Source organism: Caballeronia terrestris (genome assembly GCF_001544515.1).
GTDB classification, from domain to species: Bacteria; Pseudomonadota; Gammaproteobacteria; order Burkholderiales; family Burkholderiaceae; genus Caballeronia; species Caballeronia terrestris.
The window spans coordinates 61,482-78,128 of the sequence record NZ_FCOL02000023.1 but is presented as its reverse complement, the minus strand read 5'-3'; the positions used below and the strand labels follow the sequence as shown (position 1 = coordinate 78,128).

Below are 16,647 nucleotides of genomic sequence, written 5' to 3'. Positions count from 1 at the left end.
TGTGGCAATGTGAAGCAAAATAGGGTTATCACGGAAAAGAAATCATGTCGACATCAACCGAAACGTTTATCGAAGTGAACGGCCGCCAGTACGAGCGCCCGCGCGCGCTGACTGTCGTGATCTGCGTCGATGGCTGCGAATCCCATTATCTCGAAGCGGCCGTTGCGGCCGGCGTCGCGCCGTTCATCGGCAGCATGCTGCGCTCGGGCTCCGCCTTTCGCGCCGACTGCGTGGTGCCGTCGTTCACCAACCCGAACAACCTGTCCATCGTGACGGGCGTGCCGCCTTCAGTGCACGGCATCTGCGGCAACTATTTCTTCGACCGCGATGCGAACGGCGGCAAGGGCGCCGAAGTGATGATGAACGACCCGGCCTACCTGCGCGCGGGCACGATCCTCGCAGCGGCCGCAGAGCATGGCGCGAAGGTCGCCGTGGTGACGGCGAAGGACAAGCTGCGGCGCCTGCTCGGCTGGCAGCTCGACGGCATCTGCTTCTCCGCCGAGAGAGCGGACACGGCGACGGTAGCCGAGAACGGCATCGGCGACGTGATGGCACTCGTCGGCCAGCCGCTGCCGGACGTGTACAGCGCGGCGCTGTCCGAATTCGTGTTCGCGGCAGGGGTGCGGCTTGCCGAGACGCGTGAACTCGACCTGATGTATCTCTCCACCACCGACTATGTGCAGCACAAATGGGCGCCGGGCACGGAGGGCGCGAACGCGTTCTACGCGATGATGGACGGCTACCTCGCGCGCCTCGACGCGCTCGGCGCGGTGATCGGCTTAACCGCCGACCACGGCATGAACGCGAAGCACGATCCTGAAACCGGCGAGCCGAACGTGGTGTATCTGCAGGACTGGCTCGACGCGACTCCCGATGTGCCGAACGCGCGCGTGATCTTGCCGATCACCGATCCGTACGTGGTTCATCACGGCGCGCTCGGTTCATTCGCGACGGTCTATCTGCCGCGTACCGTCGATGCAAAGGCGCTCGCCGCGCGCATCGCGCAACTGCCGGGCGTCGATCTCGTGCTCGACAACGCGGCCGCGTGCGAGCGTTTCGAGTTGCCACGCGACCGCGTGGGCGATCTCGTCGTCGTGAGCGGACGCAACACGGTGCTCGGCACACGCCGCGCGGAGCACGACCTGTCGGGCCTGACCGTGCCGCTGCGCTCGCACGGCGGCGTGTCCGAGCAGGAAGTGCCGCTCTTGTTCAACCGCGCGACCGATGGCATCGAGTCGCGACTCGCGGTAAAACGGCTGCGCAATTTCGATGTCTTTGATATTGCCTTGAACCATCTGGTGCTTGAATCATGAATGCTATCGTGACGATGGAACAGCAGGCGTTGCGCGTGGAAAAGCTGCGCCTGAAGGGTGAACGTGTGGCACGCGCGCGCACGCTCGATGTAATCGACCCGTACACGAACACGCGCGTCGGCACGGTGCCGATGGCAAGCGTCGACGACGTGCGCGACGCGTTCGAGTACGCCGCGAACTATCGGCCGAAACTGACGCGCCATGAACGCGCGCAGATTCTGGAGCGGGCGGCGGCGTTGCTGCGCGAACGGACCGAGGAAGCATCCGATCTGATCTCGCTCGAATCGGGCTTGTCGAAGCAGGACTCGCGTTATGAAATCGGGCGCGTCGCCGATGTACTCCGGTTCGCCGCGATGGAAAGCTTGCGTGACGATGCGCAGAGCTTCTCGTGCGATCTCACACCGCACGGCAAGGCGCGCCGCGTGTTTTCCCAGCGCGAGCCGCTTCCCGGCGTGATCGTCGCGATCACGCCTTTCAATCATCCGATGAACCAGGTCGCGCACAAGCTCGCGCCCGCGATTGCGACGAATAATCGCGTGGTTCTGAAGCCGTCGGAGAAAGTGCCGCTGTCCGCGTATTACCTCGCCGACGTCCTCTACGAAGCCGGGCTGCCCGCGCCGATGCTGCAGGTCCTGACCGGCGACCCGCGCGAGATCGCGGACGAACTCGTTACGCATCGCCACGCCGCGCTGATTACGTTCACGGGCGGCGTCGCGATCGGCAAGGCAATCGCGGCGAGGGCGGGGTATCGGCGCGTGGTGCTTGAACTCGGCGGCAACGATCCGCTGATCGTGCTCGAAGACGCCGACGTGGAGCGCGCCGCCACGCTCGCCGTGCAAGGCTCGTACAAGAACTCGGGCCAGCGCTGCACGGCGGTGAAACGCATGCTCGTGCAGAAGGGGATCGCGTCGCGCTTCAAGGAGATCGTGGTCGAAAAGACGCTCGCATGGCGCTACGGCGATCCCTTCGACACCGATAACCAGATGGGCACCGTGATCGATGCCGCCGCCGCCCAGCTATTCGAAACGCGCGTGATCGACGCGGTATCGAAGGGCGCGCGTCTGCTCTGCGGCAACCGTCGCAACGGTGCGCTTTATTCACCCACCGTACTCGATCGCGTCGATCCTTCGATGACGCTCGTGCGCGAGGAAACCTTCGGGCCGGTATCGCCGATCATCGAATTCGATACGATCGACGACGCCATACGCATCAGCAACGGCACGGCGTTCGGCTTGTCGTCGGGTGTGTGCACGGACCGCGCGGACCTGATCACGCGCTTCGTGAACGAACTGCACGTGGGTACGGTGAACGTGTGGGAAGTACCGGGGTATCGCATCGAACTGACGCCGTTCGGTGGCATCAAGGATTCGGGGCTCGGCTACAAGGAAGGCGTGCAGGAAGCGATGAAAAGCTTCACGAATCTCAAGACTTTTTCGCTTCCCTGGGAATAACACATGGCACTGACGATCGCCGACATCCGGCATCTCTTCGACACTTACGGCGACACGTCCTACAGCGGTGAGCCCGTGACGCAGCTTCAACATGCGTTGCAGACGGCGGCGCTCGCGGAGGAAGCGGGCGCTGACGAGACGCTCGTCGCCGCGTCGCTGCTGCACGATCTGGGGCACTTGCTGAATCGCCAGGGCGAGACGCCAAGCGAGCGCGGGATCGATGACTTGCATCAGTATTTCGCGCTGCCATTCCTGCGGCCGCTGTTCAGCGATGCCGTGCTCGAACCGATTCGCCTTCACGTCGATGCGAAGCGGTGTCTATGCGCGATCGATGCAGGCTATTTTCAGCGACTGTCAGCGGATTCCGTGCGCAGCCTCGCGCTGCAGGGCGGCGTTTTCAGCGTCGAAGAAGCCGATGCGTTCTCGCGCAAGCCCTTCGCAAAAGAAGCGCTCCTGCTGCGCCGCTGGGACGATCTTGCGAAGCAGCCGCAGAAGACCACGCCTGCGCTCGACCACTACATGAGGATCATCGAACGCCTCTGCACGCAGTCCGTTCAAGCGTAGACCCCGCGCGTTCACAAGTTCGTTCTTGCAATGCTGCCGTGCGTGTCCTATAAAAACTACGACGCACCGGTCAGTTCGGATTCTTCCGTGAGCCGCAGCGCGCCGGCTATCCAGCGAAAAAAGCCGCACGCAACTCGCCCCGCTGGACCCGTGCCGTCAGGAGCGAACCGTGACAACGCGCACGCTGTACATGAGGCTCGAGCAGCTGACAGGCCGGCTCGCCGCTGTTCCGAATACCCCCGCCGACGAACTCCACCGCTTCGAGCGAACGCTTGCTCCCCTGCTGCGCGCGCATCCCGATCTCGCCATCACGGGAAACCGTCTGCCGCTCGAAGCAGGCAGCTTTGCGGACGACGACCTCGACGCGTTCATTCAATCGCGCAGCAGCCGTCTCGACGATGCCTTGACGCGCGCCACGTTGCAGGACCTGGCGAGCGCACCGCGCATCTTTCGCCGCGATACCGCTTTCCGATCGACGCTGCTCGGCCATTCCGCGCCCGACTGGAGCGCGGGCATGGCGCCATCGGCGACGTTCGGGCCTTTCGTCGACGAGCATGGCCAGAGCGTGTGGTTCGATCTGTTCCGGCCGGTCACGCTCATGAGCGTTTTCTTCAGCGGTGGCACGTTGCCAGCGTTGCGCCTGCCGATCAGAAGTCCCGCTCCCTTTTCGCTCGCTGTCGCGTCATACCGGATCGAAGCAGGCAGCGCATGGATCGCGTCGAGCCTGATCGCGCGCGTTGCAGCTATCGAGGATCGCTACACCGGCCTCACGATACGCAGCGGCCGGATCGACTTCTCGCAGCCGCCGACGATCTCCGGCGGCCACCTCGTGATGGCGCCATCGACGAGCGTCGTGCTGCACCTCGATCTCGTACAGCCATCTCCAGCGCAAGAGCAGCATCCCGCAGGCGGCGATGCGCTGGCATCGAGCGTTCAATTGCCGAAGTCGTTCGAGTTGCGTTTTCAGTTGAACGCGAGCAGCGTTACCGCCGATGGCGCGACGTCGACGATGTTCGGCTGCTCAGTGCGCTACGAACGCACGAGGCAAGCGCCGCTCTGGCTCGATGACATCGGCCGCATTCTAGTGCCGTTCGCGGCATCGGTCGATCAGTTCGAAGTTGCGGAATCGAAGTCGGCGCTTTGCACGATCGCGGGCCGCGCCGCCATCGATCCCACGCTAACCGGCTGGATCCTGCCCGCCGCGAAGGTGGACCCGCAGGCGCTCGGCAACGCAGCGGGCGCAGGCGCGATGTGCGTTACGCTGAACGCGGGCCTCACCGCGTCATGGCGAGATCTCAAGCCCGCGAAGACGTCGCTCGTTCATCCTTCGATCATCGTCGAACCGGGGCTCGTCACGGTGATCGATTTCACCGCATCGAACGTGAATGGCCGGCAGCGCTGGACTCTGTGGCGCAATGCCCGCAACGCGCATGCGTCGCAAGTGGTGCTCTCGTTTGCGAAGGCGTTTCCGTTCGTGTTCGTTTCGTCGGCCGAGAACAGCGAAGGCGTGTTTTTCTTCTGCGGACACAAGACCGGGATCGACCGGCCCGTCGATGCGAACGGCGCGCCGTTCACTATCCGCTCATCGATTGCCTTCGCTGGCATCACGCAAACGGGCGAGTCCTTCCATGCATTCCTGTTCGACAACGACCTTCTGTTTGATGGCCAGTTGTTGATCGCAGCGCCCAACCGCGAATACGCGCTTGCGCTGCGCAATGCGCTCTTCAAGGTGAGCGCGCCGAAAAGTCTCGTGCTCTTCGGCGACCTCGTCGATGGCCGCATCACGAAGGGCACGCTCGCGCTGACGCACGACGTCCATCTCTATCTGCCGACGCTGCCCGATCCGTATGTCGCGACCTACACGCCGTTTCTGCGCGATCCGGCGAGCCTCGGGTTCGGCCGGTCGCAGCAGGCTCTCACGGGGTACGTGAAGTGGCCGGATGCGTCGCCGCTCGCCGCGAGCGAGCCGGATCGCGACGATCCGCGCGCGCTCGTCTATTTCAAGTTCACGCCGACCGTGCAGCGCGCGACGGCGGCGACGATCGCGCAGACGCCCACCTTCCAGAGCGGCGTCGCGACGTTCAATCAGAATCTCGCGACAGGCGTCACGACCCAAAGCGCGATGATGACCTTGCCTGCGCAGACAAGCGTGGCCGGGACGCGCGCGCCAAGCGTTGCCGCGTTGTCCCAGCGAGTCGCCATGGCGCGGCGTTCGGGCGAGTTGGCCGCCATCGCGAGCGACCTCGACCGTAATCCGCTCTTCGGCGGCATCGCGAACAAGGCGGAGCACGTCGACCAGTTGCTGCAGACGACACTGCGCGGCGCCGAACAGGCTGATGCCGCCCGCGACACGACGAACATCGCCGGGGACCGCACGGCGTTCGGACGCGATTTGCTGATGCTGCTCGACGTGTCCACGCATGCGGATCAATTTGGCGTAACGCTCGGACCGACGCTGCGTGTCAGCCGCGACACACGCGGCGATGCGACGCTGCAAACCGTATTCTCGGACGCGAACATCGGCTTGCAATTCCAGATCATGAACATGGACGTCGTCGCGACCGCGCAGAATGTGCGCGCCGCGACGCTGCCGCAGGTCTCGTGGGAGCCGGTGCTCAACATTCCGCTGCCGATCGAAGGCCCGCCCGATCCCGGTGACACGATCACGGTCACGCCGGGACTCGTCGTGTACGACAACGACGGCATCCCGACGCGCATCGCCTCCGAAAGCCCGTACCCCGTGCCGATCGCGCCGCTCCCGGTCACGCGTCACATGCTCAAGGAGTTCAACGACCGGCACACGCCTCGCACCATGCATTCGGTGTTCACGCTGCCGTTCGGCATGGTCTCGCAAGCGTCGTTCGCACGCTCGGTCACCGGTCCTGACGAGAAGAACGCGCGCCTCGGCTTCAACATGCCGCACTTCGGCCAGTTGCGTGGCGGCTTGCAGATCAAGGCGCGCGCGCCGGCATCGGCGGCGTCCGACAGAGTGGCCGCATCGTTTCCCGGCTGGACGATCCAGCTCGACAACATCCGCTGGGGGCTCTTCGGCTTGCCGCTCACGGGCACGACGCTCGGCGCGACGGTCGGCACGATCTTCAACGGCCGGTTCGCACCCGGCGGGAACAAACCTGCGGTGCCAGTCGAGCGGATGGAAGTGTCGGGCTACGGCGCGTCGATCTTCAGCAACTGGTTCGACACCGACGCGACCGTCGCCGATGTGAGCCAGGTTCAGTTCGATGTCGTGGTGGGGCGCACCGCGCACGAAGTCGTGCAGGTGCGCAGCATCCTGTATCCGTTCGGCGTGCACGTCGTGCGGACGGTCACGCTGATGCGTGCGAACAGCGGCTATGTCTTCCGCTCCGACTCGGGATGGAAGGCCGAAAGCGACGGTTTCTACGACTTCAGCTACAACCTGCGGATCGACCCTGACCCGAACCCACGGGCGATTCCCAACCCGTACGAATTTCACGCGCAGCCAGTGAAAGGCGTCTCGCGTGTGCGCGAGATTCGCGACTATCCGGCGGGTGGCGCCTTCGATTCATCGTTTCGTCTGAACGATCCTGAGCTGCCCGCCGGCGTGCTGGGCCTCTCGGCGGCTGAATTGCAAACGCTTTTCGGCGCGGGCACGTCGCCCGCCGATACGCTCGCCGTGCACATGCAGGCCGTCGTGTTCGATGCAGACGTTCATCTCGACAACGTCACGAGCGGCGGCACGGCGCAGGGCGCGGACATCGTCGTGCAATCGCGCAAGATGCTCGGCTACGTGCAGCTCGCGCCGTCGTCGATCCTGCCGCCCGCGCATGTTTTCGCGGACCTGTTGCGCATGCAGAACGGATCGCTCGGCGGTCCCGTCGACTGCATCATCGACGTGGCGAAATCGCAGCAGCGCATGCGTGTGCAGCGCGTCGACGTGAACCCGGCCGTCGATGCCGCGGGCAAGAGCGTGTTCGTCACGGCGGCGCGCGGCTCGCTGATCCTTCCCGCCGATGGCGCCTGGTCGGTGGTCAGACAGCAGACGAGCACGGGCGACGTGCAGCCACTTGCGGCGGCCGAGAACGTGCCGCTGATCAAGCCGAACGCGAGCGTCAATTATCTGCTCGCGCATCCGGCGGACGTGTACGTGCCCAAGTCCGATACGCACTATGGAGTGATGCAGACCACAGGCACGCAGAAGCTGCTCTTCGACGTCCCGCAGTTCTCGCCGGGCGTGCCGAAGCTCAAGAGCGCGCAGACCTATTTCGCCGATGCCTGGAAGCTGCTCAACTCGAAAGGCGCGTTCCCGAACGTAGCCAATGCGCTTGGGCTGACGAACGCCGAACGCGAAGCGGAGATCGTGGGCGAGGGCCTGATCAGGATGGCCGAGCGCACTATCAAGCTCGATACGCTTTTGCCCTCCGGCTACGAATACGCGTTCATCGACGAGCCCGGCGTGCTGCGCGTCTATGCGCAATACAAGAGCACGGATAACGCGAGCGGCGAACTCGCGCTCGGCATCGATTCGGCGGCGGCGCTCGCGCAACGCTGGAAGGCGGCGCTCGCGAACCTGCGCATCGTCGTCGATCTCGGGCCGTTCACCGAACTCATGTGGGTCGACGGCAACTTCAACGCGTCGAGCGGCGCGAGCACGGCGTACGACAAGCCTCATCTCCAGTTCGGCTCCGAACTGCAACCGGTGGTGGACGTGCTACAGGTGCTCGCCACGCTGTCGGGCGACGACTTCGATCGCGGCATGAACGTCGGCATGAGCAACTCCGCCGACAACTGGGAATACAAGTTCGATTGCTCGAAGGAAATACCGGTCATCAAGTTCCCGTCGCCCGAGCAACTGACCATCAACCCGAATCCGCCGCTCAAGCTCGAAGCGGGCTTGCGCGTGGGCTTCTACTTCAACGAAGTGATGTCGGTGCCGACCGACCTCAAGCAACTCGTGCCCGCGTGCGGCGCGTATGTCGAGTTCTACGGCGGACTCGAAGTGCAGTGCTTCACGCTCGCCGTGGCGAGCGTGTACGGCGTCGGTCACGTGACGCTCGGCATCGCCGCCGACAGCAAGGCGGGCGTCACGCTGCACATGAAGTTCGGCTTCGGTGCGGAAGTGGTGGTCGGGCTGCCGGTGGTCGCGAACGTCACGGTGCTCTACATGGCCGAGATCGAAGTCACGATCGCCGACAATGCGCTCGAAGTGGCGGGCTTGCTGCTCTTTCGCGGGTCCGCCGAGATTTGCGGCGGGTTGGTCGCGATCTGCATCCAGATCGAGGCGGGCGGCTCGGTGAGCCGCAAGAACGACGTGACGACGCTCACTGCGCAGGTGACGTTTTCGATCGACGTGTGCGTGCTCTGGGTCATCGATATCGACGACACCGAGCACTGGCAGGAACAACGGCAGATTGCCTGAGCGGCGAACAGGCGGGGGTGACGTATGGCGCTGTCAGTCGAAAAACTCAGGGTGCTCGCGTTCCCGCAGCGCATCGCGGGCGCGCAGTTCGACCTCAACGTGCTGCTCTTGCCGACGCAGCGGCTGCTCAACCTGCTCGCACCGTTTCCGAGCGCGCTCGATCCGGGCACGACCATCGAGCTGCCGAAGTTCATCGCGGGTACGCTCGAACTCGAAGTCGACGTGATACGCGGCCTCGCGTCGTATCCGTTCTCCGATGCGACCGTGCTTGCAGCGGATGGCGCATCGATCGAATCGTTCGCGACGGGCGCGTCGTTTCCGGCGAATCTTCCCGTGCTGTACGAAGGTCTCGCGTCGCAATTCAAGCTGGTGAACAAGAACTCCGTGAGAAACACAGAGGGCGCGCCGGTTCCGTCGGGTGATGCCAACGCGATCCGCAAATACCTGCCGCAGTCATACCGGCAGGCGTTCAACTTCACGAATCCGCGCACGCAGTTCGCGAAGACCGACGACAGCTATCACTGCGCCATCCGTGGCACGAAGCGCGATCCCGCGTTTCCGCCGCCGGTAAATGACGTGACATGGGGCCGCGTCATCGCGTTCTGCCTGCGTCAGCCGCTGCTTGCCGAGCGGATCGGCTTGTTGCATCGCATCGAGTTGGACCTTCCCGATGTGAACTATTTCGCGGACGGCGGCTGGGTTTCGTGCCGGCTCGCCTCGACGCTGGCTGACTTCGATATCGTTGATGCCGCCACGGAGTTGCGCTCATATGCCGCGCGCATTCCGCCGATCGCCACACCGCGTCCACTCTTCGCCGCCGTGCAGTTTCCGGTGGTCGCAGGTCCCGCGCAGCCCGGCGGCGACTTCGATACGCTCAAGATAGAAGCCTCCGATTACGACGATGGCTTCGCCAAAGTCGTCCACGTGACCCAGCCCGTCAGTTCGAACCTGCTGAGCGAAGCGCCCGACGGCATCCACGTGCAGAAGGACATCGGCGTGCGCCTTGCCTGGGACGACGAGCAGATCCTCATCTGGCAGAACCGGCAGATGCTCGCCGACCCCGCGACGCCGGCCAAGCGCATCGATGCGCCTCTCGGCGCATACTCGTATCGCGTGGACGTGCGCGAGGCGGGCGGTGCGAACTGGCGCTCGCTCGTGCGCATTCGCAGCAAGGCGTCGCTCGTGCTTGCGGGAGCGACGATCGCCGGGGCGGAGACGTTGCTCGAAACCGGCGTGCAGGTGTTTCCGTCGAAGGTGAATGCGGATATCGATACGGCGCTCTGGCTGCCCGCGTACTTCACGCAATGGTACGGCGCGTCGCTCGTGCTTCCCGACGACAAGGCCGCGCAGCTCGATGCCTCAGGCGCGCTGTCCGACCCCGGCGCCTATGGCGACGCCAACATACAACCGAGCCCGGGACAATCAGGCGGCCTCTACGAACCGATCCTGCCCGACGATTGCGAACTGAAGTACGGCCATGCGTACGACTTCCGCGTGCGGCTCGCGGACCTCACGGGCGGTGGTCCACGCGAAGACGACGAAGCGCTCAACGACGCGCCGGCCACGAGCGCGTCACTGGTCTTCAGGCGTTACGTCGCGCCGAAGCAGTTGACCGTCACGCCATCCACGCCGCAGCCTGGAACGAGCGCGGGTTCGGTGCAGTTCTACACGGGCGATGCGTTCACGATCGCGCGTCCGCGACTCGGCTATCCCGCTTTGCTCTTCACCGAACTCGACACCGGCGACGCGTTCCAGCACCTCCTCGACGACCGCGATGCGCTTCACGCGAACAAGCCGCCGGGGCAGACGATCAATGAATACCGGGGCGTCGGCTATTTCGATCCCGACGTGGATCGCGTACTCGTGCTCGTCGACGTGAAGACGCTGCAGCTCGACAACGAAGCGTCGGCGTCGCAGCGCGAGCCGTTCATCCCGCTCTATGCCACGTTGCGTGACTTCCCCGAGGAGCCCGCCGATCCGTTCGATCTCGCGCTGCAGTATCGCAACGCGAACGTGATCGACTTCGGCAACGAGATCGATCTCGGCGACCTGGGCCTGTCGAAGCAGGACATCGACCGGATGGATGCGCTCGTCCTGCCCACTTCGCGCGATATCCGCATCACGGTGTATCCGGTGTGCTCTGACAAAGCTGCGCTGCCCGAGTACTTCGGCTTCGGCAAGACGCGCGTGGGTGACGAGACGTTTCGCGTGGGCGAGCCAACGCAGTTCTATGTGCGCGAGGATGCCGCGGACGAACTCGCGTTCTTTGCCAACGGGCTGGAGTCGCGTGAGTTGCAGGGCATCTATCTCAAGCCCGACCCGCCGCAAGTGAACAACCGCGAGACACTGGTCGCGGCGACCGTCGAAGGTAGCGAAGCGTCGCAGAGCACGCTCATCGGCAGGCTCGCGGCGCAGATGCGCGTCGATTTCAAGGGGCTCACGCTGATCGGCCAACCGGGCGAGCGCGTGCAGTTCGGGTGCAGCCATCGCATCCGCCATACGCTTGCGCCCGACAATTCATCGCTCACGTTCGCGACGCGCGACGAGTTGATCGATCACTGGCTGTGCGTGCTTTCCTTCGATGTCGCGCGCGACTGGACATGGGACGGTATGGCGCACGAGGGCATCGAGATAGCGTGCACGCGGCTCTTCACGGGCGAAGCCGCGACGCGGACCAACAGCATCGCTGGATACGTGACGCTGAGCGGCACCGCGAGCCGTACCGCGACGACGAACCCCGATCGCAGCCACACGCGCATCGTTTTCGTCGATGCGGTCGAGCCGAAGAAGGACCGCTCCAATCCTGCGACCGCTGCGCAACGGTTCCCGAATACGATCGACGTGAGCTACACGCTCACGCCGCGCTTCAGCGCGAGCGTGAACGCAGAGGCGGCGAAACGCGAGGCGCAGACGCGTGACGTGCGTCTCCCCGTGACCGTCATTCCCGCACAAGTGCCGACAGTGGTGGGCGCAGGTTATGCGCTCTCGCCGTATCAGCGGGACCACGATTACGCGCAGACTGCCGTGCGCGAGCGCTATCTGTGGCTCGAATTCGATGCTCCCATCGACGATCCCAACGATGGCCTCTTCGCGCGTGTGCTCGCCTATGCGCCCGATCCGCTGCTGTCGTTTCCGAACCCGGATCAGGTGCTCGTGCGCCAGGACGATCCGCCGCTCGCGATCGATCCTGAACTGATCCGCGTCATCACGCACGGCCAGAGCGACGACAACGCCGGCATCGATGCGATGCAGCCGATGCTCGCCGAAACGGCGGACCCGTCGGCGCAGGCCGTGAAAATCACGCCGACGCACTATCTGTTGCCGCTGCCGCCGGGGCTGCACGCGGAGTCTCCGGAGTTGTCCGGTTTTTTCACGTATGAATTGCGCGTGGGACACACTGGTCGCATCTGGTGCACGGCGCAAGGGCGCTTCGGGCATCCGACGCGTCTGTCAGGCGTTCAGCATCCCGCGCCGCCGCTCAAGGTGCTGCTCGAACGCACGCCGGGCGGCGTGACGGTGACGGCGCCATACAGTGTCGCGGTGTTCGGCGGCCGCAATGTCACGAGCCGGCCGCCGAAGACGGAGATCTGGTGCATGCTCTATGCGCAAGTCACGCAGGCCGATGCGACGAGCAAGCGCAACATCCTCCTTGCGGAGGCGCGGCTCGATCTCGTGCAGCAAAAAACGCCGGGCGTGAGGGCGTTTCTTGCAGAACGGCCCGGCATGCCGATCAGGACGTTCAATTCGCTCGCCGCCAATCTCGATGCACCCGCAACCGGCACGTTCACATGGACCGAGACGGAGATTCGCCAGTTGCTCGACGCGTTTCGTCTGTTGCCCGATGCGTCGCTGAGCGTGCTTGCGGTCGAGATGATGCCGCGCTACGACCAGTTCATCGCGCAGGGCGAACCGCCCGATACGTCGGTGCGTCCGCTCTCGCGCGAGCTTGGGCAGTATCGGATTCTTCGCACGTCGGTGCTCGTTGCCGCGCCGGGTGTGTGTTGCGAGAACTGTTGAGCGCGATCGTTATCCTTGCGCGACCTTGTGCGCTTGTGCCTCTAAGGCGTAGCGATTGGCGGGCCGCGGCAAACCGAGATTCGCCCGCAGCGTCGAACCTTCGTATTCGGTGCGGAAAAGCCCGCGCCGCTGCAATTCCGGCACGACGAGATCGGCGAATTCGACCAACCCACCTGGCAGCCACGGCGACATGATGTTGAAGCCGTCTGCGGCGCCTTCTTCGAACCATTGCTGCAACTGGTCGGCGATGCTCTCCGGCGTGCCGACCACTTGCTGATGACCACGCGCCCCCGCGATGCGCAGATACAGGTCACGTATCGTCAGGTTCTCGCGCTTCGCGAGGTCGAATAGAAGCCGCTGCCGGCTCTTGCCGCCGTTGGTTTCCGGCAAGTCCGGCAACGGTCCATCGACGGGATACTGCGACAGATCGACCCCGCCCGACATGTTCGACAGCAGCGACAAACCTACGGTCGGATGGATCAGGTCCTGCAAGGCTTCGAACTTTTCGCGCGCTTCGGCTTCGGTCCTGCCGATCACGGGGAAGATGCCCGGCATGATCTTCAGATGATCCGGCTGTCTGCCGTATCGCGCGAGCCGGCCCTTCACGTCGCGATAGAACGCCTGCGCTTCGTCGAGCGTCTGGTGCGCGACGAACACGACTTCGGCCGTCTGCGCCGCGAGTTCCTTGCCCGCCTCCGACGCACCGGCCTGTACGACGACCGGCCAGCCCTGCGGAGAACGCGCGACGTTGAGCGGCCCGCGCACCTTGAAGTGCTTGCCGCGATGGTTGAGCACATGCAGCTTGGCGGGATCGAAATAGACGCCGCTTTCCTTGTCGCGCAGGAAGGCATCGTCTTCCCAGCTATCCCAGAGGCCCGCGACCACGTCGTAGAATTCGCGCGCCCGTTCATAGCGCACGGCGTGATCGGGATGCTGCTCGAAGTTGAAGTTCTGCGCTTCCGATTCCGTGCTCGACGTGACGAGATTCCAGCCCGAGCGTCCGCCGCTCAGATGATCTAGCGATGCGAATTTGCGCGCGAGGTTGTACGGTTCGTTGAACGTCGTCGATACGGTCGCCACCAGTCCGATGTTGCGCGTGACGACCGAGAGCGCCGATAGCAGCGTCAGCGGCTCGAAGTGGTCGGCGCGTGCGGTGCGCGAGAGCGACGGGAGATGGTTGTCACGGACGCTGACACCATCGGCGAAAAAGATCGCGTCGAACTTCGCCTGCTCGGCGATCTGTGCGAGCCGCGCGTAGTGCGGAAAGTTGAGGCCGCCGTCGGCCTCGGCATCGGGATGACGCCACGCGGCGATGTGATGCCCGGTCTCCATCAGAAATGCGCCCAGATGCATTTGCCGCTTCGGCTTTTGTTGCTGTTCGTTGTGGCTCATCGTGTCTTTGATCGGAAGGCTTTCGTTGATCGGTAACGCTATTGGCTAAGCGGCATCGCCATGCAACTGCCCCAGCTCACCGAGAATCTCATCGCGCAATGCGACGAAGCGCGCATCACTGCGATCGCGCGGCCTCGCAAGCCCCACGTCGATCACCTTGCCGATGCGCCCCGGCCGCGCCCGCATCACGACAACGCGCTCGGCGAGGAACACGGCTTCATCCACGTCGTGCGTGACGAGCACCATCGTGATCCGCTCGTGTTCCCAGATGCGTTGCAGTTCGCGCTGCAGACGTGCGCGCGTGAGGGCATCGAGCGCACCGAACGGTTCGTCGAGCAGCAGGAGGCGAGGGCGGTTCACGAGTCCGCGCGCAATCGCGACGCGTTGCGCCATCCCGCCCGACAACTGATGCGGAAAATGATGCTCATAGCCACGCAGTCCGACGAGCGCGACATGCTCATCCACCGCGCGCCGTTTCTCCTCGCGCGAGAGCGGCGCGTTCTTCAGCGCGACCGCGATGTTCTGCTCGACATCGAGCCACGGAAAGAGCCTATGGTCCTGAAACACGATGCCGCGCGCGAGATCCGTCGTGCGCACTTGCTTGCCGGCGAAGTCGATGGCGCCGTCGAACTCGTCGTCGAGTCCGGCGATCAGGCGCAGCAGCGTGGATTTGCCACAGCCGCTCGCGCCGACTATGCTCACGAACTCGCCGCTTGCGACCGACAAGTCGATGCCGTCGAGCACCGGGCGCGCGGCGGCATCGCCTGCAAAGCGCTTGCTGACCTGGCGCAGGTCGAGCCTGCTGTCGGAATCCTGGGTCACGGTCGACACGTTGAAGCTCCTATTTCGTTTGACGCGCTTCGCGCGCATGAGTGAACCAGCGGCGCTGGATCGCGCGCGCGAGCGCATTGAGCGCCCAGCCCGTCACGCCGATCACGATTACGCCGAACACGACGAGATCCATGCGGAATTGCTCGCTGCCATCGACGAGCGTGTTGCCGATCCCGCTGCCCGCGACGAGCAAATACTCGGCACCGAGCGTCGCGAGCCACGAATAGATCAGCGCGAGATAGATACCCGTGAAGACCGATGGCAACGCTGCCGGCAACACGACATGCGTGACTGTCTGCAATTTGTTGTAGCGAAATACGCGCGCCACGTCGAGCAGGGCGGGCGACACCGCGCGGATACCGTCGCTCGTATGGACCACGACCGGCACGAGCGCCGCGAGCGAGAGGAACACGACCTTCGCGACGTCGCCGAGGCCAAACCACACGGAGATCAGCGGAATCCACGCGAAAAGCGATACCTGCTTGAACGTGTTGAAGCTCGGACCGATCGCGCGGTTCGCGATCTTCGAGACGCCGAGCAGCGCTCCGAGCGCAAGCCCTGCCACTGAGCCGATGGCGAAACCGGTCAGCTCGCGTGCGAGCGACGCGGACAGCGCGCGCCACAATGCTCCGCTCTCCACCTGGTCGATCGCCGTGCGCAGCACCTGCGCGGGCGACACCATGATGCCGTGCGTGCTGCTCGCGTTGCGCGAGACATACCACCACACGGCGAGCGCGGCGAGCGGCAGGACCCAGCCGCGCCATCGGCCGGAAGATTGATCGACGCCGGGAGTGCGCCCGGCTTCGAGTTCGAGTGAGGTATCGGCCATTGCGTGCTCCGTCATGCCGCGTTGCCGCGTTGCAGCCGCGCTTCGACGACCGTCAGGAAGCGGTCGGCCAGATAGCCGATCGCACCGACCACGAGTACCGATGCCAGCACGAGATCGAGCTGGAACAACTGGCGTCCGTAGACGATCAGGTAGCCGAGCCCTTCCGACGATGCCACGAGTTCCACCACGACGAGCGTGAGCCACGCCTTTGTGAACGCGAGCCGCACGCTGGTGCCGATCACGGGGATCGCGGAGGGAAGGATCACCGATGAAAGCGTCTGCGAGCGCGTGTAACGGAACACTCGGGCCACTTCGTTGAACGCGTTCGGTGTGTGCCGGAAGCCCTGCAGCGTACCGAGCGTGACCGGCACGAGCGCAGCGTGCGCGATCAGGATGTACTTGAGCGGCTCGCCGATCCCCACGACGATCATGAGGAACGGAAGCCAGCCGAGCACCGGCACCTGCACGATCGCGTTGAACGCGGGCAGGACGTAGGCTTCCGCCGTGCGCGAGAGCCCGAGCACGCCGCCGAGTATCAGACCGAGCAGCACGCCCGCGCCGAAGCCCACGGCAACCCGCGACAGACTCGCGCCGACGTGCATCCACAATTCGCCGCTGCGTATCATCGCGGCGAGCGTATCGAAGACGAGCGAGGGCGGCGGCAGCACTTGCGCCGAGATCCAGCCGTAGTGCGAGCCGAGCGTCCAGAGCGCGGCGCACAGCGCGGGCAGGAGCCAAGGCAGCGCGATCCAGCCGAAGGAGCGGCTCGCGTTGGCAAGCGAAGCGCGAGCGTCGCTTGCATCGACATCGACAGCGGGATGGAAAATACGTGCGAAACCGTTCGCCATAGTCGAA

Annotated in this window: 9 protein-coding genes; 5 read left to right on the top strand and 4 right to left on the bottom strand. The window is 64.5% G+C overall.

What is annotated here, in order from left to right:
- Positions 1-44 precede the first annotated feature (44 nt).
- The 5 genes from phnA (at position 45) to AWB67_RS19795 (ending at position 12,740) form a co-directional block, all read left to right on the top strand.
- Positions 45-1,313: a phosphonoacetate hydrolase gene (gene phnA, locus AWB67_RS19815; RefSeq protein ID WP_087657930.1), complete on the top strand. Its 1,269-nt coding sequence runs from the start codon at positions 45-47 to the stop codon at positions 1,311-1,313.
- The gene (phnY, locus tag AWB67_RS19810) at positions 1,310-2,764 is read left to right on the top strand and encodes a phosphonoacetaldehyde dehydrogenase (RefSeq protein WP_087657929.1); all 1,455 of its coding nucleotides are present in this window, start codon (positions 1,310-1,312) and stop codon (positions 2,762-2,764) included. The genes phnA and phnY overlap by 4 nt, the downstream gene beginning before the upstream one ends.
- A 3-nt stretch (positions 2,765-2,767) precedes the next feature.
- The gene (locus tag AWB67_RS19805; protein ID WP_087657928.1) at positions 2,768-3,328 is read left to right on the top strand and encodes a phosphonate degradation HD-domain oxygenase; all 561 of its coding nucleotides are present in this window, start codon (positions 2,768-2,770) and stop codon (positions 3,326-3,328) included.
- 169 nt (positions 3,329-3,497) lie between these two features.
- Positions 3,498-8,723, top strand: a complete 5,226-nt coding sequence (locus AWB67_RS19800; RefSeq protein WP_087657927.1) for a hypothetical protein — start codon at positions 3,498-3,500, stop codon at positions 8,721-8,723.
- A 24-nt stretch (positions 8,724-8,747) separates the two neighbouring features.
- Positions 8,748-12,740 (top strand): hypothetical protein, encoded by a 3,993-nt coding sequence (locus AWB67_RS19795; protein WP_087657926.1) that lies wholly within the window; start codon positions 8,748-8,750, stop codon positions 12,738-12,740.
- 9 nt (positions 12,741-12,749) lie between these two features.
- Here AWB67_RS19795 and AWB67_RS19790 read toward each other — a convergent pair whose 3' ends face one another.
- The 4 genes from AWB67_RS19790 to AWB67_RS19775 are packed head-to-tail and all read right to left on the bottom strand — an operon-like array spanning position 12,750 to position 16,640.
- Complete coding sequence (locus AWB67_RS19790) at positions 12,750-14,132, bottom strand: LLM class flavin-dependent oxidoreductase (RefSeq protein ID WP_087657925.1); 1,383 nt, start codon at positions 14,130-14,132, stop codon at positions 12,750-12,752.
- A 45-nt stretch (positions 14,133-14,177) separates the two neighbouring features.
- Positions 14,178-14,954: an ABC transporter ATP-binding protein gene (locus tag AWB67_RS19785; RefSeq protein WP_374729835.1), complete on the bottom strand. Its 777-nt coding sequence runs from the start codon at positions 14,952-14,954 to the stop codon at positions 14,178-14,180.
- A 19-nt stretch (positions 14,955-14,973) separates the two neighbouring features.
- Positions 14,974-15,792 (bottom strand): ABC transporter permease, encoded by an 819-nt coding sequence (locus AWB67_RS19780; protein WP_087657923.1) that lies wholly within the window; start codon positions 15,790-15,792, stop codon positions 14,974-14,976.
- A gap of 11 nt (positions 15,793-15,803) precedes the next feature.
- Positions 15,804-16,640, bottom strand: coding sequence for an ABC transporter permease (locus AWB67_RS19775; RefSeq protein ID WP_087657922.1), 837 nt, complete (start codon positions 16,638-16,640; stop codon positions 15,804-15,806).
- Positions 16,641-16,647: the final 7 nt, after the last annotated feature.

What these genes read in the sequence shown, in the direction of transcription:
- phnY (WP_087657929.1), top strand. Translation starts at nt 1,310, where the DNA reads ATGAATGCTATCGTGACGATGGAACAGCAGGCGTTGCGCGTGGAAAAG.
- AWB67_RS19790 (WP_087657925.1), bottom strand. Translation starts at nt 14,132, where the DNA reads ATGAGCCACAACGAACAGCAACAAAAGCCGAAGCGGCAAATGCATCTG.
- AWB67_RS19805 (WP_087657928.1), top strand. Translation starts at nt 2,768, where the DNA reads ATGGCACTGACGATCGCCGACATCCGGCATCTCTTCGACACTTACGGC.
- AWB67_RS19775 (WP_087657922.1), bottom strand. Translation starts at nt 16,640, where the DNA reads ATGGCGAACGGTTTCGCACGTATTTTCCATCCCGCTGTCGATGTCGAT.
- AWB67_RS19780 (WP_087657923.1), bottom strand. Translation starts at nt 15,792, where the DNA reads ATGGCCGATACCTCACTCGAACTCGAAGCCGGGCGCACTCCCGGCGTC.
- AWB67_RS19795 (WP_087657926.1), top strand. Translation starts at nt 8,748, where the DNA reads ATGGCGCTGTCAGTCGAAAAACTCAGGGTGCTCGCGTTCCCGCAGCGC.
- phnA (WP_087657930.1), top strand. Translation starts at nt 45, where the DNA reads ATGTCGACATCAACCGAAACGTTTATCGAAGTGAACGGCCGCCAGTAC.